The 19076-nt window shown below is 40.7% G+C and carries 16 protein-coding genes, 1 tRNA gene and 1 pseudogene; 17 read left to right on the forward strand and 1 reads right to left on the reverse strand.

Features of this window, described 5'->3' with window-relative positions; all coding sequences use genetic code 11:
* Positions 1-11 precede the first annotated feature (11 nt).
* The 15 genes and pseudogenes from rsmH (at position 12) to lpxC (ending at position 17164) form a co-directional block, all read left to right on the forward strand.
* Positions 12-947, forward strand: coding sequence for a 16S rRNA (cytosine(1402)-N(4))-methyltransferase RsmH (rsmH, locus tag ON073_RS04110; RefSeq protein ID WP_274760597.1), 936 nt, complete (start codon positions 12-14; stop codon positions 945-947).
* Complete coding sequence (gene ftsL, locus ON073_RS04115; RefSeq protein WP_274760598.1) at positions 947-1273, forward strand: cell division protein FtsL; 327 nt, start codon at positions 947-949, stop codon at positions 1271-1273. Before rsmH ends, ftsL begins: the two co-directional genes overlap by 1 nt.
* A complete protein-coding gene (locus ON073_RS04120; RefSeq protein ID WP_274760599.1) occupies positions 1270-3117 on the forward strand; it encodes a peptidoglycan D,D-transpeptidase FtsI family protein in 1848 nt (615 codons plus the stop codon). Before ftsL ends, ON073_RS04120 begins: the two co-directional genes overlap by 4 nt.
* Positions 3104-4564: a UDP-N-acetylmuramoyl-L-alanyl-D-glutamate--2,6-diaminopimelate ligase gene (locus ON073_RS04125; protein ID WP_274760600.1), complete on the forward strand. Its 1461-nt coding sequence runs from the start codon at positions 3104-3106 to the stop codon at positions 4562-4564. Before ON073_RS04120 ends, ON073_RS04125 begins: the two co-directional genes overlap by 14 nt.
* The gene (locus ON073_RS04130; protein WP_274760601.1) at positions 4561-5946 is read left to right on the forward strand and encodes a UDP-N-acetylmuramoyl-tripeptide--D-alanyl-D-alanine ligase; all 1386 of its coding nucleotides are present in this window, start codon (positions 4561-4563) and stop codon (positions 5944-5946) included. The genes ON073_RS04125 and ON073_RS04130 overlap by 4 nt, the downstream gene beginning before the upstream one ends.
* On the forward strand, positions 5940-7022 hold the full coding sequence (gene mraY, locus ON073_RS04135; protein ID WP_274760602.1) for a phospho-N-acetylmuramoyl-pentapeptide-transferase: 1083 nt from the start codon (positions 5940-5942) through the stop codon (positions 7020-7022). The genes ON073_RS04130 and mraY overlap by 7 nt, the downstream gene beginning before the upstream one ends.
* Positions 7023-8330 (forward strand): UDP-N-acetylmuramoyl-L-alanine--D-glutamate ligase, encoded by a 1308-nt coding sequence (gene murD, locus ON073_RS04140; RefSeq protein ID WP_274760603.1) that lies wholly within the window; start codon positions 7023-7025, stop codon positions 8328-8330.
* Positions 8327-9499, forward strand: coding sequence for a cell division protein FtsW (ftsW, locus tag ON073_RS04145; RefSeq protein WP_274760604.1), 1173 nt, complete (start codon positions 8327-8329; stop codon positions 9497-9499). The genes murD and ftsW overlap by 4 nt, the downstream gene beginning before the upstream one ends.
* The gene (murG, locus tag ON073_RS04150) at positions 9496-10554 is read left to right on the forward strand and encodes an undecaprenyldiphospho-muramoylpentapeptide beta-N-acetylglucosaminyltransferase (RefSeq protein ID WP_274760605.1); all 1059 of its coding nucleotides are present in this window, start codon (positions 9496-9498) and stop codon (positions 10552-10554) included. The genes ftsW and murG overlap by 4 nt, the downstream gene beginning before the upstream one ends.
* A gap of 33 nt (positions 10555-10587) precedes the next feature.
* Positions 10588-11997 carry a UDP-N-acetylmuramate--L-alanine ligase gene (murC, locus tag ON073_RS04155; protein WP_274760662.1) on the forward strand — a complete coding sequence of 470 codons (1410 nt, stop codon included), beginning with the start codon at positions 10588-10590 and terminating at the stop codon, positions 11995-11997.
* Entirely contained in the window at positions 11994-12908 is a 915-nt protein-coding gene (locus ON073_RS04160; protein WP_274760606.1) for a D-alanine--D-alanine ligase, read from the forward strand. Before murC ends, ON073_RS04160 begins: the two co-directional genes overlap by 4 nt.
* On the forward strand, positions 12909-13697 hold the full coding sequence (locus ON073_RS04165) for a cell division protein FtsQ/DivIB (protein WP_274760607.1): 789 nt from the start codon (positions 12909-12911) through the stop codon (positions 13695-13697).
* A gap of 7 nt (positions 13698-13704) precedes the next feature.
* Entirely contained in the window at positions 13705-14937 is a 1233-nt protein-coding gene (ftsA, locus tag ON073_RS04170) for a cell division protein FtsA (protein ID WP_274760608.1), read from the forward strand.
* A 48-nt stretch (positions 14938-14985) separates the two neighbouring features.
* A pseudogene (gene ftsZ, locus ON073_RS04175) lies at positions 14986-16160 on the forward strand (cell division protein FtsZ).
* A 92-nt stretch (positions 16161-16252) separates the two neighbouring features.
* Positions 16253-17164 carry a UDP-3-O-acyl-N-acetylglucosamine deacetylase gene (gene lpxC / locus ON073_RS04180; RefSeq protein WP_274760609.1) on the forward strand — a complete coding sequence of 304 codons (912 nt, stop codon included), beginning with the start codon at positions 16253-16255 and terminating at the stop codon, positions 17162-17164.
* 408 nt (positions 17165-17572) lie between these two features.
* Here the strand turns inward: lpxC and ON073_RS04185 are convergent.
* Positions 17573-17648: transfer RNA gene (locus ON073_RS04185), tRNA-His, on the reverse strand.
* Positions 17649-17788: 140 nt separating this feature from the next.
* Between ON073_RS04185 and ON073_RS04190 the strand changes: the two genes are divergently transcribed.
* Entirely contained in the window at positions 17789-18151 is a 363-nt protein-coding gene (locus tag ON073_RS04190) for a YbaN family protein (RefSeq protein ID WP_274760610.1), read from the forward strand.
* 95 nt (positions 18152-18246) lie between these two features.
* Positions 18247-19068 (forward strand): mechanosensitive ion channel domain-containing protein, encoded by an 822-nt coding sequence (locus ON073_RS04195; RefSeq protein WP_274760611.1) that lies wholly within the window; start codon positions 18247-18249, stop codon positions 19066-19068.
* Positions 19069-19076 lie beyond the last annotated feature (8 nt).

A 19076-nucleotide genomic window follows, 5' to 3' on the forward strand; every position in this document is an offset into this window, starting at 1 on the left:
ATAGGCGCCCTATGTCTCAAAGCCAACAACATATTTCCGTGTTACTCGATGAAACAATCGAGGCTTTAGATATAAAGCCAAATGGTATTTATATTGACGGTACCTTTGGCCGTGGCGGTCATTCAGGCGAAATCTTAAAACGTTTAGGTGAAAATGGTCGTTTAGTTGCGATAGATCGCGACCCAACAGCAATTGAAGCCGCGAAAAAATTTGCAAATGATGCACGTTTTCAGATTGTGCATGATCGCTTTTCTAATATTCGTCAAGTAGCAGAAAACCTGAATCTGTTGCATCAAGTAGATGGTATTTTGCTCGATATTGGTGTTTCTAGCCCACAGCTAGACGAAGCGGATCGCGGTTTTAGTTTTATGCACGATGGTCCACTTGATATGCGAATGGATCCAAGCTCTGGCCGAAGTGCCGCAGAGTGGCTTCAGGAAGCTGAACTTGAAGATATTACTTTTGTGATTAAAAAATATGGCGAAGAAAAGTTTGGTCGCCGTATTGCGACAAAAATTATTGAAACCCGTGATGAGACGCCAATTACCACTACAAGACAACTTGCAAAGTTAGTGGATGAGGCTGTGCCTGTAAAAGATAAACATAAGCATCCGGCAACACGTACCTTTCAAGCTATTCGAATTTACATTAACAGTGAATTAGAAGAGATCACAACGGCATTACAAGGCTCTCTTGATGTATTAAAGCAAGATGGTCGCCTTGCAGTGATTTCATTCCATTCACTTGAAGATCGTATTGTAAAACAGTTTGTAAAAAAACAGAGTAAAGGAGAGGCGGTACCAAGAGGCCTTCCTTTAACAGAAGATCAGCTTAATAAAAACCTAACGCTTAAAGCGATAGGAAAGGCTATAAAACCAAGCGAGCAAGAAATAGCTCGCAATAGCCGTGCGCGCAGCTCCGTACTTAGGGTCGCCAAGAGGTTGTAGTGGCTAGTAAAAATAATACGCGTCAGCCAAACCTTTTTATCGAGATCGCTAAGGGACTTTTTAGGGAGAAAGTCACTTTGGGGCTGCTTTTTTCTATTTTTGCATCGGCACTTGCCGTTGTGATGGTGACTGATGCATCGCGTGCAGAAGTCATCAAACAGGATAAATTATTACAGCAAAAGGATGAGCTAGATTTGGCGTGGGGCTACTTAGTGGTAGAAAGTGAATTTTACGCACAACATGCCCGTGTTGAAGATATTGCCAAGAAAAAGCTCGATATGAAACGACCAGAACGCAAGGATGAAAAGCTGGTGGTACTGCCATGAGACGAAATAACACAAAACCTAAGCAAGGCGCATTAATTCGCTGGCGATACTTATTAGTGTGTGCCACGATTTTTGCTGTGTTTGCCACCTTAGTAGCACGCGCTGCCTATATACAGGTGATTGAACCTGATTTTGCTGTGTCTGAAAACGATAAACGTACAGTGCGTGTTGAAAAAGTAAATGTACAGCGTGGTTTGATTTTAGATCGCCACGGTAACGAGTTAGCTATTAGTGTACCAGTAGTGAGTGTTTATGGTGATCCAAAGCAACTTGATAAAGCATTAACTGCTAAGGCTTATAGCTTGACGCGTAAGCATGCGCGCGAGAATCAATTAGATTTAAAACAAGCAATTGCAGCACTTGATAAAGATCCAGCTCGTTTAGCAAAGCAAAAAGAAGAGATTTATAATAGTGATTCACGTTGGCAGGATCTTGCTGAAGTTTTGCGACTACAAAAGCCACTTATCGATGGTAAATTAACAAGCGACAGTTCGCGTCGTTTTGTTTATTTAAAGCGCCAAGTTACACCTCCTGTAGCGCGTTATATTTCTGAACTTAAATTACCAGGTATTTACCTACTAGATGAATCAAAACGCTTTTACCCAGCGGGTGAAGTGACAGCACATGTTTTAGGCTTTACCAATATCGATGGTGAAGGTATCGAAGGTATTGAAAAACTTTACAATGAAGCACTTACTGGTGAAGCGGGTAAGCGAACAATTCGTAAAGATGCACAAGGGCGAGAGATTGAAATCTTAGATGAGCGCGCGCGCATTGAGCCTGAAAATATTCAGCTTAGTATTGATCAGCGAATTCAATCATTAGCTTATCGTTCACTGAAATCTGCTGTATTAAGCTACAAGGCTACCTCGGGCAGTGCCATGGTCGTTGATGTGCATACCGGTGAAGTTTTGGCGATGGTAAATAGTCCATCATTCAACCCAAATAATTTAAAAAACGCAGCACCGCATAAACGTCGTAATCGTGCGATTACCGATTTATTTGAGCCAGGTTCAACGATGAAGCCAATTTCAGTTTTAGCGGGCTTAGAGTATGGCACTATCGACCATGATAGTGTGATTAATACGAAAGGTTGGATGCGTGTTGGCGGTAGTATTGTAACTGATGGTAAAAATAATGGTCCAATGGATTTGCGAACTATTCTACAGAAATCGTCAAATGTCGGTGTATCAAAAATAGCGCAAACAATGCCAAAACAAGACTTTATTGGTTTCTTCCAGCGTTTAGGTTTTGGTGAAGAAACGGGTACGGGCATGGTAGGTGAAAGTGATGGTTTATTCACACCACATGGTCGTTGGTCTGATTTTGAAGTTGCAACGCTCTCTTATGGTTATCGTATTTCTGTAAGCACGGCGCAAATGGCGCGCGCATACGCAGCTATTGGTTCTGGTGGCATCAACCGCCCGCTGACTATTCTAAAACAAAATGGCAAGGTGCATGGCGAACGTGTGTTTGAAAAGCGTAATGCCTATGCTGTGCTTGAAATGATGGAAAGTGTATTTGAACGAGGTGGTACTGCAACCCGAGTTAAACTAGATGGTTATCGTGTTGGTGGTAAAACAGGTACTTCGAAAAAAGCAGCATTTGGTGGTTATGGTGACGAATATGTCGGTTACTTTGCAGGTATTGCCCCTGTATCGGATCCGCGTTTAGCAGTGGTAGTAATGATTAATGAGCCCGCAGGTGATGTGTATTATGGCGGTGATGTTGCTGGCCCTGCTTTTTCTGAAATAATGTCTGGATCGCTTCGCATTCTAAATGTTGCTCCTGATTTAGAGGCGGTCGCACAACTAAACCAACGGCGAGACTATGTTACCTATTGATCGCGCACTGCTCGCAATAGGTCAACCTAGCTGCGGCATTGAAACAAACACACTGACTTTAGACAGCCGGGCCATTGCGCCCGGTACTGCGTTTATTGCAATTAAAGGTCATCAGCTTGATGCATCACGATTTATTGATTCTGCATTGGCAGCAGGCGCATCACTTGTTTTGGTTGATAGCCAATGCGAATACTTACCTGAGCGTGAAAATGTATTGGTGATTGATGGTTTGGCAAATCAGCTTAGCCTTTTTGCAAGTGCTTTTTATAACAAGCCAAGTGCGCAATTTAAGTTGGTAGGTGTGACAGGCACTAATGGTAAATCTACTGTCACCAGTATGATTGCAAACCTTGCCAATGCACCCGAGCAAAACACAGGTGTTATTGGAACACTTGGCTGGGGGCAAACAGATGATCTTACGCCACTTGCAAATACCACACCTTCAGCTATTGAATTACAACACCTGTTCTCGCAAATGCAGGATTATGAACTTGTTGCGATGGAAGTGTCTTCACATGGGTTAGTGCAAGGTCGGGTGGAACACAGTGAGTTTGATATTGCTGTATTTACTAATTTAAGTCGCGATCATTTAGATTATCACGGCACGATGCATGCTTACGGTGAAGCAAAGCTTACTTTACTTACCGCGTTTTCGACAAAATGTAATGTCGTTAACTTTGATGACGCGCAAGTGGAACAGTGGTTAGCTGATAATAGAATACCTAACCCAGTAGTGTTTGGTGAAAACTTACCAACTGATATTGGCTATCCTTTTGTTTCTTTTGATGATGCTATTTACTCAAAGCAAGGATTAAAGTGCCAAATTCGTTCTAGCTGGGGCGTTAGTGAAATAACCTTACCGCTTTTTGGTAAGTTTAATCTTTACAACTTAACAGCTGCGCTCGCGACATTACTGAATTTAGCATATGACTTTGATTGGTTAATTGATAAGATTGAGCGATTAGATGCGGTAGTCGGAAGAATGCAAGCTTTCAGCGCAGATAATTACCCTACCTGTATTGTGGATTATGCCCATACGCCAGATGCACTTGAGCAAGCACTTGTTGCTTTATCACACCATGTTGGTAACAACATAACATGTGTTTTTGGTTGTGGCGGTGATCGCGATAAAGGTAAACGTCCATTAATGGCTCAGATTGCAGAAAAATATGCAAAAAATGTGGTTGTCACAAATGACAATCCACGTACAGAGAATGCTGAGGCTATTACAACGGAAATTCTCACTGGATTTAAATTCCCAGAAAAAGCGGTGGTAGAGCATGACCGTTTTGCCGCAATAAAGCTTGCGATTACTTCTACTTCACCTGATGGCATTGTACTCATTGCCGGAAAAGGGCACGAAGACTACCAGATTATAGGCACTAATACTGTTCACTTTAGTGACAGTTTAGCTGCACAGCAGATTTTAAAAGGGGAAAATGCATGATTTCGGCTGATCTAAATTGGATAGCGGATGTCTTAGGTGTGTCATATCAAGGTGAAAATACGCCATTTTCAACCATCGTAACTGATTCTCGCCAGCTACAAGCAGGTGAAGTCTTTTTAGCGCTAAAAGGGCCAAACTTTGATGGCCATAAATTTGCTAAAACGGCGCAACAACTTGGCGCTAAAGCATTGATTGTGGAAACTCTTCAAGATGTAGATATTCCTCAATTTGTTGTAGAAAACTCTCGTCTTGCACTTGGTAAACTCGGTGCAGCTGTAATGGCGCATGTCAGCCCTAAAACAGTGGCTATGACAGGCAGTGTGGGTAAAACCACCGTTAAAGAAATGACCGCTGCAATTTTGTCACAACTGGGTGAAGTGCTAGCGACCAATGGTAATTTTAATAATGATATTGGTGTACCTCTAACCCTATTACGCCTTGAAGAAAAACACCAATATGCAGTGATAGAATTGGGTGCTAATCACTTAGGCGAAATTGCCTACACTACTGATTTAGTTAAACCTCATGTGGCTGCCATTACCAATGTTGCTGAAGCACATTTAGAAGGTTTTGGTGATTTATTTGGCGTTGCACGTGCTAAAGGTGAAATTTTCTTAGGCCTGCCAGATGACGGTGTTGCAGTTGTTAACGCCGACAGTGAGTTTATTGATTATTGGTTAGCGCGCCTTGAAGATAAACAGGTTACGCAATTCTCTGCAACCAAACAAAAAGATATTTGGGCTGAAAACATCGTGCTTGATGATTTTGGCCGTGCACAGTTTAACCTTGTTTATAAAGGTGAATCTGTATCTGTTAAATTGCCAATTCCAGGATCGCATAATGTAACAAATAGTCTTGTTGCCGCAGCATTAGTGTTACCACTTGGTGTAAGCCTATCTGAGGTGGCATCAGGACTCAGCAATATGCCGCAGGTTAAGGGTCGCGTAAATATTATTGAAGTGTCTGATGTCTTAACATTAATTGATGATAGCTACAATGCTAACCCAGGTTCTGTTCGTGCAGCAATTGACCTATTAAGTGGTATAAATGGCGAAAAAATCCTTGTTTTAGGTGATATGGCTGAACTTGGCGAAGATGCGCGTGTCTATCACCAAGAAGTGGGTGAATATGCTAAAGAAAAAGGCATTGATCATGTATATACATTAGGTGTATTAAGCCAATCTGCCAGTGATGTTTTTGAGCAACCTGGTCGTCACTTCTCAACACGTGAAAAGCTCGTTGAAGCATTAAAGCAAGCGTTAGATGGCGACTTAGCAAATACTCTAGAGCGCACAACAATACTCATAAAAGGTTCGCGTAGTTCTCGTATGGAACTATTAGTAGACGAGCTGAATAATAAGAAAGGTGAACAGTCATGTTAATGTGGTTGGCTGAATATTTAACCCAATTTTACTCCGGCTTTAACGTATTTTCGTACTTAACTTTCCGCTCAATTTTGGGCGTGTTAACAGCGCTTATGTTGTCGCTTTATTTTGGCCCTAAATTAATTCGCCGCTTACAACTAATGCAAATTGGCCAAACTGTTCGTGATGATGGTCCTGAATCGCATTTATCTAAATCGGGTACACCAACTATGGGTGGTATTCTGATCTTAGGCTCTATATTCGCAAGTACATTATTGTGGGCAGATTTAAGTAACCGTTATGTGTTAGTCACTTTATTTGTGATTGGTTCGTTAGGTGCTGTTGGTTTTATTGATGATTACCGCAAGGTTGTGAGAAAAAACACCGACGGACTTATTGCACGTTGGAAGTATTTTTGGCAATCAGTCATTGCATTAACGGCGGGAGCATTTTTATTTTATAGCGCAACACTTCCGCAAGAAACGGCATTAGTTGTCCCGTTCTTTAAAGAAATTATGCCGCAGTTAGGTCTGTTTTATATCGTGATGGCGTACTTTGTAATTGTCGGCACATCAAATGCGGTTAACTTAACTGATGGTTTAGATGGTCTTGCTATTGTACCGACTATTTTAGTTGCAGGTGCTTTTGCGTTTATTGCCTACGTCACTAGTAATGTGAATTTTGCTAACTATCTTCATATTCCTTATATCCCTGAAGCAAGTGAGTTAGTGGTGCTATGTACTGCGATTGTTGGTGCAGGCTTAGGTTTCTTATGGTTTAACACGTATCCTGCACAAGTATTTATGGGTGATGTGGGATCACTCGCCCTAGGTGGCGCACTTGGCATTATTGCCGTATTAGTTCGCCAAGAGTTAGTACTTGTGATTATGGGCGGTGTGTTTGTAATGGAAGCACTGTCGGTTATTTTGCAGGTTGGCTCTTACAAATTACGTGGTCAGCGTATTTTCCGTATGGCACCAATTCATCATCATTATGAATTAAAAGGTTGGCCTGAACCGCGTGTAATTGTGCGTTTTTGGATTATATCTGTGGTCCTTGTTTTAGCGGGCTTGGCAACATTAAAGTTGAGATAAATGAATTATTTAGACGAACTAAAAAACAAAAAAATTATTGTGCTTGGGTTGGGGGTTTCCGGCCTGAGCACGATGCGTTTTTTTGCTCGTAAAAATATTGATTTTAGTGTTGTTGATAGCAGAGAAGTGCCTCCAAATGAAGATGTCGCAAAACAGCTAGCAAATAGTTTTCACTTTGGAAAACTTACCAATTCTGTATTTGAAGATGCAGAGTTGATTGTGATTAGCCCAGGGATTGCGTTATCTAACATGTATATACAAGATGCAATTTCGCGTGGCGTTGAAGTCATTGGTGATGTTGAGCTCTTTGCAAGACTCAATACAAAACCAGTTTATGCCGTGACAGGATCTAATGGTAAATCGTCAGTAGTTACACTTACTCGCGATGTCTTAAAGCAAGCTGGATTTAACGTTGCCTTGGCTGGCAATATTGGCACTCCAGTTTTAGATGTTGTTGATGAAGATTTTGATTGTTACGTCTTGGAACTATCAAGTTTTCAATTAGAGACTACTTATTCATTAGTATGTGAAGCAAGTTGTGTGCTTAATATCAGTGAAGATCATATGGATCGTTACGATAGCCTTGTTGATTATGCTAATGCTAAGCAGCGTATTCATTTAAACAGTAAACTCGCTGTGGTTAATTGTGATGACGCGTTAACTCATACTTCACATCAACCGCAAGTAAGCTTTTCAGCTCAGCAAGGTGATTACCAACTCACCAATCAGTATTTTTCTGCCTTTGGTGAATCTTTGCTAACGACAGCCGAACTCAGTGTAATTGGTTTACACAATCAGCTTAATGCCCTTGCTGTTATGGCACTTTTGAAAAATTTAGATTTATCAGTAGACGTTTTTAAAGCGGCATTTAATCAATTTTCTGGTTTAGCGCATCGTTGTCAGTTAATAGCTGAACATAATAATGTGCTTTATGTTAATGATTCTAAGGCAACCAATGTAGGTGCAACACAAGCGGCATTAATGAGTTTAGCAAATAGTAAAAACATTATTTTACTCGCAGGTGGTGTGGGTAAAGGTGCTGATTTTTCTCCGCTAAAAAGCGAAATTGAAACCTACGTTAAGCAACTTATTACATTTGGGGAAGATCGAGCAAAAATAGCCGCTTTAAGTGATAATACTAAACAAGTTGAATCACTTGAATTGGCAGTGCAACTAGCAAATGAATGTGCTGTTTCCGGTGATATTGTGCTACTAGCGCCTGCGTGTTCAAGCTTTGATATGTTTAAAAGCTTTGAACATCGTGGTGAGGTATTTAGTGAGCTTGTGCACAAGGTGGTAAACGCATGAAGGCTTTAGAGTTTTTAAAAGCACAATTTCATGTGCGCTCAAATAATTTATACGATGTACCACTGATTTACTGTATGGTTATTTTGGTAGGCGTTGGTTTTATTATGGTGACAAGTGCATCCATGCCAACGGCTATTCGCATGTTTGATAACCCATTTCATTTCACTATTCGCCATGTGGTTTACTTGGTGTTGAGTTTAACTCTATTAATGATCTCAACCAGCCTACCTATGAGTTTTTGGAAAAAAGCCAACTTACCCCTTTTGCTTGCGGGCATTCCAATGCTGATTGCGGTATTGGTGATTGGTCGAGAAGTTAATGGTTCGACACGCTGGATTGGTGTTGGACCAATCAATATTCAGGTTTCTGAAGTGGCGAAGCTTTTCTTCTTTTGCTATTTAGCGGGTTACTTAGTTCGTAAAAGATCTGAAGTGCAAGAAAACCTTAAAGGTTTTATTAAGCCACTTGCTGTTTTTACTGTGTATGCATTTTTAATTTTAATGCAGCCAGATTTAGGTACTGTAGTGGTTATGTTTGTAACCACCATTGGTCTGTTGTTTTTAGCTGGGGCACGCCTTTGGCAATTTTTTGCGTTAATGATGGCGGGTGTTGGCCTCGTTGTTCTATTGATTGCAAGCTCGCCTTATCGTCGCGCGCGAATTACTGGTTTTATGGATCCGTGGGATGATCCCTTTGGTAAAGGTTACCAGTTAGTTCAGTCATTAATGGCGTATAGCCGAGGTGATTGGTTTGGTCAAGGGCTCGGAAACAGTGTGCAAAAACTACAGTATTTACCTGAAGCTCATACCGATTTTATATTTGCGATTTTGGCAGAAGAAACTGGGTTTATCGGTGTTTTCAGTGTGTTAACTGTGCTGTTTGTTTTAATTTTTAGAGCGTTAAATATTGGCTTTAACGCACTTAAAGCCGGTAAAGAATACGAAGGTTATTTGGCGCTGGGTATTGCTATTTGGTTTGCCTTTCAAAGTATGGTTAACGTGGGAGCCAGTGCAGGTATTTTGCCAACCAAAGGATTAACACTGCCGTTTGTTTCTTATGGCGGGTCTAGTTTATTAGTGATGACTATTGCTGCAGGCATTTTATTAAGAGTTGATTTTGAGGTGAAAATGGCGACAAAACAGGCCACAACGAGAGGGCGAAAATCATGAGCAAAAAGATAATGATTGTCGCAGGTGGAACTGGTGGTCATATTTTCCCTGGCATTGCCGTAGCAGATTATTTAAAAGAACAGGGTTGGCAAATTGTATGGCTTGGCACGTCTGATCGTATGGAAGCGGACGTGGTTCCTCGTCACAATATTGCTATTCGTTATATCGACGTTAAAGGTGTTCGCGGTAACGGCTTGATGCGTTTATTAAAAGCGCCGTTTATGGTGATCAAAGCAATTTGGCAAGCATGCAAAGTGATGAAACAAGAAAAGCCAAACGTTTTACTCGGCATGGGCGGCTATGTAACAGGCCCTGCTGGGGTGGCAGCCAAGTTGCTAGGCATCCCAGTACTTATTCATGAGCAAAATGCGGTAGCTGGGTTAAGTAATAAATTGCTAGCAAAAATAGCAAATCAAGTTATGGCGGCATTTCCTTCAGCATTTGATAAACCAAATTGTAAAATTGTTGGTAATCCAGTTCGCAGCAGCGTTGCCGACGCTAAAGTTGAAAAAAATAATGTACATTGCAATTTGTTAGTTGTGGGTGGGTCACTTGGGGCAAAAGTATTTAACGATCAACTGCCTGATGTGTTTAAAAAATTGGCAAGCGAAACCGATATTGCAATTCGCCACCAAACAGGCAAAGGTCACTTAGCAGAAGTGACAAAACGTTATGAAAAGCTGAATTTAAATGCTGAAGTGAGCGAATTTATTCATGATATGGATAAAGCATATGCATGGGCTGATATTGTTGTATGTCGTGCTGGAGCGCTTACTGTAAGTGAAATTGCTGCAGCCGGAAAAATGGCGGTGTTTGTTCCATTTCCGTTCGCAGTTGATGACCACCAAACAGCCAATGCAAATTATTTAGTCAAGCAAAATGCAGCATTGCTTATTCAGCAAAAAGACATGTCGAAAGACAGTTTAGTTAATTTAATAAAACCATTTGTTGTTGATAAAGCATTGGTTAATGAGATGGCAGATAAAGCGAAAGCGGCTGCCAAGTTAGATGCAACCCGTGATGTTGCAAATTTATGTATCGAATATAGTAAGTAGAGAAGCACATTGAAAAAAGATAATTTACCTGCCATGAGACGAATCAACACTATCCATTTTATTGGAATTGGTGGCGCAGGTATGGGTGGCATAGCCGAAGTATTATTACATTTAGGTTATTCAATCACTGGTTCTGACATTAATCGTGGTGCAATGACTGAGCGTTTAAGTGCTGCTGGCGCGACCGTATTTATTGGTCATCGAGAAGAAAATGTAGAGAATGCAGATGTGGTTGTTGTTTCAAGTGCAATTGACGATAGCAACCCAGAAATTACCTGTGCAAAAGAAAAGCATATTCCAATTGTTCGCCGTGCTGAAATGCTTGCAGAGTTAATGCGCTTCAGAAAGGGCATTGCCGTAGCAGGTACCCATGGAAAAACAACCACTACCAGTTTGGTGGCGAGTATTTTTGCAAAAGCAGAGCTTGATCCTACGTTTGTGATTGGTGGTTTATTAAATAGCGCAGGCACAAACGCCAAGCTTGGTAGTGGTCAATATTTGATTGCTGAAGCGGATGAGAGTGATGCAAGCTTTTTGCACTTAAACCCAATGATCAGTGTGATTACAAATATTGAAGCTGATCACATGGATACTTATCAAGGTGACTTTGAAAATATGAAAGACACCTATATTGAGTTTATTCATAATTTACCATTTTATGGTTTGGCGGTAGCTTGTATAGACGACCCTGTTGTGCGTGAATTATTACCGCGATTTAGCCGAAAGTTTGTGTCTTATGGTGAGTCAGATGATGCAGATTATCAACTAATTAATTTCTCTCAATCGGCAAGCAGTAGCGCATTTGAAGTTGTGCTGCCTAATGGAGAGTCACTTGAAATAACATTGAACTTACCGGGTAAGCACAATGCGTTAAATGCGACCGCTGCAATTGCTGTTGCGTACGAAGAAGGTGTTGATGAAAGTGCTATTAAAGTTGCACTTAAAGAGTTTGAAGGTATAGGTCGACGTTTTCAGCATTATGGTGAATTCAATAATGAAGTTGGCTCAATAATGTTAGTTGATGACTATGGTCATCACCCATCTGAAGTTGCAGCAACAATTAAAGCCGCAAAACAAGGGTGGCCTGATAAACGCTTAGTAATGGCTTATCAGCCTCATCGTTTTACTCGTACTCGTGATCTATACGAAGAATTTGTTGATGTACTAAGCCAAGTAGATGAATTACTGCTACTTGAAGTTTACGCTGCGGGTGAAGAGCCAATTGTTGGTGCCGACAGTAAGAGTTTGTGCCGAAGTTTAAGGCAACGTGGTAAAGAGCCAAGATATGTTGCAACGCCAAATGAGCTTTTTACAGCACTGGCTGATGCGGTAAAAGACAATGACTTAGTGTTAACGCAAGGGGCCGGTAATATTGGTCAATTGGTTAAACAAATAGCAGAAACAGAAATGAATATAACTAAGCTAAAGCAGGTAGCACAATGACCCAAAAGCAGTATGGTAAAGTCGCCGTTTTATTGGGTGGTAATTCAGCAGAGCGAGAAGTGTCGCTCAATTCTGGAAGTGCCATCTTAAATGCTTTGTTAGCAAATGGAGTGGATGCAATTGCATTCGACCCAAAAGAAAGAGAGCTCGCTGAGTTAAAAACGCTTGGCATTGATCGCGTATTTATCGCGTTGCACGGTCGTGGTGGTGAAGATGGCACAATTCAAGGTGCGCTTGAATTTATGGGCCTACCTTATACCGGCAGTGGTGTACTTGGTAGTGCCTTAGCAATGGATAAAGTGCGTTGTAAGCAACTATTTATTGCCAATAACCTACCAACTGCGAAATTTACCACAGTCAAAAAAGGCGAGAATTATAATACGCAAGAAATCATTGCTGAATTTGGTGCGGTGATGGTCAAGCCAAGTCATGAAGGTTCGAGTATTGGCATGGCGAAAGCAAGTTCTGCTGAAGAGTTAAATAGCGCGCTTGAAAATGCCTTCTCATTTGATGATGAGGTATTGTTAGAGCAGTGGATTACTGGCTCTGAATACACCGTAAGCATGCTGAATAACCAAGCGTTATCTGTGATCGAAATGCGTACGCCGCGTGGTTTTTATGATTACGAGGCAAAATATAAAGCTTCGACCACAAGCTATCATTGCCCTGCGGACTTAGTGTCAACTGAAACGGAGTACTTACAACGTATTGCAACGCAGGCGTTTGCGCTTGTTGGTGCTAAAGATTGGGGGCGTGTTGATGCAATGCGTGATGAAAATGGTCAATTTTACCTTTTAGAAGTGAATACGGTACCAGGCATGACAGAAAAATCGTTAGTGCCAATGGCTGCGAAAGATTCCGGCAGAAGTTTTGCCGAGCTGGTATTAGAAATTTTGGATTCGACACTATAAATGAAAGAAAAACTGCTCACTGCTACAGATTTAGTAAAACGATTGGTTGCTGCAACCAATTGGTCTTTGCTATTTGGTGTGAGCTTTTTTGTTTTAACTTTATTTGTTACTTGGCAAGGAGTAAACGCATTAACCGATTACTTAGCAACTGAAAAAAATAGTAAGTTGAGCAAAGTGTTGGTACATGGCGATCCTGTCTATACAAGTGAGCGAGCTATTGTTGCTAAAATTAAGTCACTAAAAGTTAAAACGTTTTTTGATGTTGATGTAAACCAAGTACAAGAGAAACTATTAGAGCTTCCTTGGGTTGCCAGTGTTTCTGTACGCAAACAATGGCCTGATACGTTGCGTGTGTATGTTACTGAGCACCAAGCTGTGGCAATTTGGAACCAAGATTTATTGTTAAATACGCAGGGTGATATCTTCCAAGCACCAGCTGAGCAGTTTTTTAATAAGCTACCTATGTTGTATGGCCCTGAAGGTAGTGAAAATGAAGCATGGAAGACATTTAAAACCTTCAAAGAATTGCTAGCGCTAAATGAAATTAAGCTCAGCAGTTTGGCTTTATCTGAACGCTTTTCGTGGCAGTTATGGCTCGAAAGTGGTGTGAAATTGAATTTAGGGCGTAAAGATATTGCTCTCAGAGTACAGCGTTTTATCGATTTATATCCGGAGATAAAAAACTCATCGGATAAAGAGGTAGAGTCGATAGATTTAAGGTATGATACGGGATTGGCTGTAAGTTGGCTGCAGCCCACTGAACAGCAAACTAAAAATAATAAGGTATAACAAGGGTATGACCAAGGCAGTTGAACGTAATCTCATAATCGGCTTAGATGTTGGTACATCTAAAGTGGTTGCTGTTGTTGGGGAAGTAACGCCTGATAATCAGTTGAGTATTGTTGGTGTTGGCAGTCAGAACGCACAAGGTATGGATAAAGGTGGTGTAAACGATCTTAATCTTGTCTCAGAATCAATTCAGCGTGCGTTAGATGAAGCGGAATTGATGGCGGATTGTCGTATTAGCTCTGTTTACCTTGGTATTTCTGGTAAGCATATCCAATGCCAAAATGAAAATGGTGTAGTGGCTATTAATAATGCTGAGATTACCCATGATGATATTGATAATGTTATTCATATTGCTAAGTCAGTACCTATTTCAGCTGAACGTAAAATGCTGCACGCGTTGCCGCAAGAATACACCGTAGATATGCAAGAAGGTATTCGTAACCCGCTAGGTATGAGTGGTGTACGAATGGAAGCTCGCGCCCATATTATTACGTGCTCAAACGACATGGCAAAAAACATTGAAAAATGTGTTGAGCGCTGTGGTTTACATGTTGACCAGTTTATTTTCTCTGCGCTTGCATCGGGCGATTCAGTATTAACTGAAGATGAGCGAGAACTCGGAGTTGCAGTTGTTGATATTGGTGGTGGTACAATGGATATCACTATCTATACACAAGGCTCATTACGGCACTCAGCAGTACTACCTGTTGCGGGAAATCAAGTCACAGGCGATATTGCGAAAATATTTCGTACTCCTATCTCGCATGCTGAGGCAATTAAAGTACAATATGCCAGCGCGCTAAGTCGTTTAGCGAGTCAGGAAGACAGTATTGAAGTACCAAGTGTGGGTGGTAGACCTGCACGAATTATGTCGCGTCATACGTTATCGGAAGTCGTAGAACCGCGCATGAGAGAGATTTTTGAGTTGGCGATGAATGAAATCCGCCGCTCGGGATTAGAAGAACAAATAGCTGCAGGCATCGTGTTAACTGGTGGTACAGCCAAAATGCAAGGTGTTGTTGAAGTAGCAGAAGAGATTTTCCAAATGCCAGTGCGCGTTGGTCAACCGGTAGGGATCGCTGGGCTTACTGATTATGTGAATGATCCGTCATTCGCAACTTCAGTTGGATTGTTGCAGTATGGGCGAACTATGCAACATAGCCAGAGCAACCGCACCACAGAATCTGGTAATGGAAATTGGTGGAGCCGTTTAACAAAATGGTTTCAAGGGGAGTTTTAAGCTTTTACCTTTTGAGTTTTCAATTGGTAGTTAGTCGGAGAGTTAAACATGTTTGATTTAATGGAACAACACGGCGAAGAAGCCGTAATTAAAGTAATCGGTGTTGGCGGTGTAAATTTATTGCGGCCAATACAGATGCACAAGCATTACGTAAGTCATCTGCAGATGTAACGGTGCAATTAGGTACGCAAATTACGCAAGGTTTAGGTGCTGGGGCAAACCCAGAAGTGGGTCGTGATTCAGCCGAGGAAGATGCTGATACGATTCGCAATAGCCTAGAAGGTGCGGATATGATTTTTATCGCTGCTGGTATGGGCGGTGGTACAGGTACTGGCGCTGCACCTGTAGTTGCACGTATCGCAAAAGAAATGGGAATTTTAACTGTTGCAGTTGTAACACGCCCTTTTGAATTTGAAGGTAAGAAACGTGCAGCTTCAGCTGAAGAGGGTATTAATGAGCTTTCTCAGCATGTGGATTCATTAATTACAATTCCTAACAATAAACTGCTAAAAGTTTTAGGTAAAGGTACGACATTATTAGACGCATTCGCAAAAGCAAATGATGTGCTATTTGGTGCGGTACAAGGTATTGCAGAATTAATTACACGCTCTGGTCTAATCAATGTGGATTTCGCCGACGTACGTACAGTTATGTCAGCAATGGGCACTGCAATGATGGGAACTGCGTCAGCAAAAGGCCCTGATCGTGCTCAAGAGGCTGCAGAAGCAGCAATCTCAAGTCCACTACTTGAAGATGTCGATTTAACAGGTGCTAAAGGTATTCTTGTTAATATCACCGCAGGTATGGACATTGCGATTGAAGAATTTGAGACAGTGGGTAACCACGTTAAAGCGCTTGCTTCTGAAAACGCAACAGTTGTAGTGGGTGCAGTTATTGATCCAGATATGTCTGAAGAGTTACGTGTAACGGTAGTTGCAACTGGTTTAGGTGGTGAGCGTAAACCACAATTTGGTATCGTAGGTACTGATTTCCAGAAGGTATCAGGCTCAGATACAAACCAAGTTAGCAACATTAAAACAAACAGTACAGCTACACCGGGTGTGTTTGTACCAAGTTTTGCACAATCAGGCAGTGTTGATTCACCTGAGACAGTTGAACCAAGTGTTCAATCTGAAGTCAAAGAAAACGCATCGCTTGATACAAAACAAGAGAAAGCAGATTACTTTGATGTACCTACTTTCTTGCGTAATCAAGCAGATTAATTGCTCGATTGTTTAAATATTATGCATAATTTGGCAGCTGGTCTTATCTGTGGTAAGATCGCCGCCCAATTTAACGAATAAGTGGATAGCCTATGATAAAGCAGCGTACCATAACTGAAAAAGTCAGTGCCGTAGGTGTTGGATTACATAAGGGTGAAAAGGTATCTATCACTCTCCGACCTGCTAGTGCGAATACGGGGATCGTATTTCGCCGAGTAGACCTTGATCCTGTTGTTGATTTTGAAACAACACCTGAAGCCGTGGGCGATACTCAATTATGTACATGCTTAATCAATAAAGACGGCGTTCGCTTATCGACAACTGAGCATTTAATTGCGGCAATTGCTGCATTAGGCTTAGATAATCTAATTGTTGAATTAGATAGCCCTGAAGTACCAATTATGGATGGTAGTTCATTGCCATTTATCTACCTTATTCAAAAAGCGGGTATTGAAGAACAAAATGCCGCGAAGCGTTTTGTTCGTATTACCGAAAAAGTGCGTGTAGAAGACGGTGATAAATGGGCTGAAATTGAACCTTACGATGGCTTTCATATCGATTTTGAAATTGCGTTTAACCACCCAGCAATTAATGAGAGCCGTCAACGTATTGGTTTAGACATTACAGCAAAAAACTTCATTGAGCAGATAAGCCGTGCGCGTACATTTGGATTTATGCGTGATATTGAATACATGCACGCTAATAACCTTGCATTAGGTGGCAGCATGGATAACGCAGTAGTACTTGATGATTTTAAAGTGCTTAACCCTGATGGTTTACGTTACCCTGATGAGTTTGTTAAACACAAAATCTTAGATTGTGTTGGTGATCTGTTTATGACAGGTCATAACTTGTTAGGTAAGGTAACTGCATACAAATCTGGTCATGACCTTAACAATAAGCTACTGCGCAAGTTAATGGCGACTGAAACAGCATGGGAATGGGCGACATTCGAAGAGTCAGTTACCATGGCTGCGCCAGGTTTAGAAACTGCAAAAGCATAATAGTTTAAAAAATAAACATGAAAGCGCGACTTAGGTCGCGTTTTTTTATGGATAAAATTAAGAAGAGACTTATTTAACCCTTTTGATTTCATAAAGAGCGCTATCGTGAAATAATTTAAAAAGATCACAATGCGTGACTTTTAATGTAGTTTCACTAAATTAATAAACTCAAATACAGATGACATGATGATTAAATTGCAAGTATGGAGATTAATATTTAAGTGCGCTTGAATTAAATTCAGAGCGAAAGAATTGTATTAAAACTAGTTTTTTAAAAGTAAATTGATTTTGGAACTAGAAAGAAGTGGGGCGACTGAAGAGGCTTGAGTTCGCGATAATTTTATATTGTCGGAATTACTTGTGATTCGAAAGTATTAAAGAAGATAAATTGAAGCATCAAATAAGAAGTGGGGCGACTGACGAGACTTGAACTCGCGACAACCGGAATCACAATCCAGGGCTCTACCAACTGAGCTACAGCCGCCACAAAAAGAGATACACCTTGTTTGGTGTGGCGCGCATAATACATAAAAAATCTTACTATGGGAAGAGTTATGTTATGCTTTTGGTAAATAATTTATTTTAAATGGCTTGATGGTGATAAAAGCAACTGTAATTCGTTCAATGTGGTTAGCTATTGGTTTGTTGAGTTTATCGTTAGGAATTCTTGGTGTATTTTTGCCTTTGTTACCGACTACTCCGTTTGTTTTACTTTCAGCTTTTTGCTTTTCGAAGTCTTCCTCTCGGTTACATCTATGGCTGTTAAATCACAAGTTGTTTGGGCATTTAATAAATGATTGGGAAAAGCATGGTGTCATACGCACTAAGGTAAAAATCATCGCAACGACCTCGATGTTGTTACTGGTTTCTTACCCGTTGATTTTTATGCCCTTTGCTAATTGGTTAAAAGCAATTGTAATTATAAGTATTGTATCAGTACTTGTATTTATTTGGACGCGACCAACAAAACCAGAGATAAAAAGCTGATAACTTGATGTAAAATAATAAAAGTGAATGACGCTGATAATAAAAGACTTTATACTTTGTGAGTACCTATTTCACCTCCAAAAAAGGAATTAAACATGGACAATGCTACAAAATGGTTAAACGATAACTCAGATCTAATTTTGCATTATGGTTTGCAGGTTATCTTTGCGATAATAATCTTTTTGATTGGTATTCGCGTTGCTAAAGTGTGCGAAAAACTGACAAAAAAAGCGATTGAGAAAAAGAAAGTTGATAAAGCTGTAGGCTCATTTTTAGCCAGTATAGTGTATGCGTTAGTTTTTGCTGCAACAGTACTGATGGCGCTTTCTCAAGTAGGTGTTGAAACGACATCATTTATTGCTATTTTGGGTGCTGCGGGCTTAGCGGTTGGTTTAGCATTGCAAGGTTCATTATCAAACTTTGCATCTGGCGTATTGATTATTATTTTACGCCCATTTAAATCGGGTGAATTTATCGAGGCGGCAGGGCATTCGGGTAGTGTGTCTAAAATTGAAATCTTCTCAACAGAATTACTTACACCGGATAATAAAACAATAGTAGTACCTAATTCTGCTATTATGGGTGGTGCAATCGTAAATTACAGTCGTCAAGCAACACGTCGTGTCGATATTACTGTTGGTGTAAGTTATGATGCTTGTCTTAAACAAACACGCGAAGTACTTGAAAATGTAATTAAGTCAAATGATAAAGTGCTAAAAGATCCTGAGTTTTTCATCGGTGTACACTCTTTAGGTGATTCAAGCGTTAACTTTGTAACACGCTCATGGGCTAAAACTGAAGATTATTGGGCGGTGTACTTCTACCTACAAGAAAACTTTAAACTGGCTCTGGACGAAGCTGGTATTTCAATTCCTTTCCCGCAAATGGATGTGCATTTAAATAAAATTAGCGAGTAATAGGCTCT

The organism is Pseudoalteromonas sp. G4 (genome assembly GCF_028875915.1).
GTDB lineage: Bacteria > Pseudomonadota > Gammaproteobacteria > Enterobacterales > Alteromonadaceae > Pseudoalteromonas.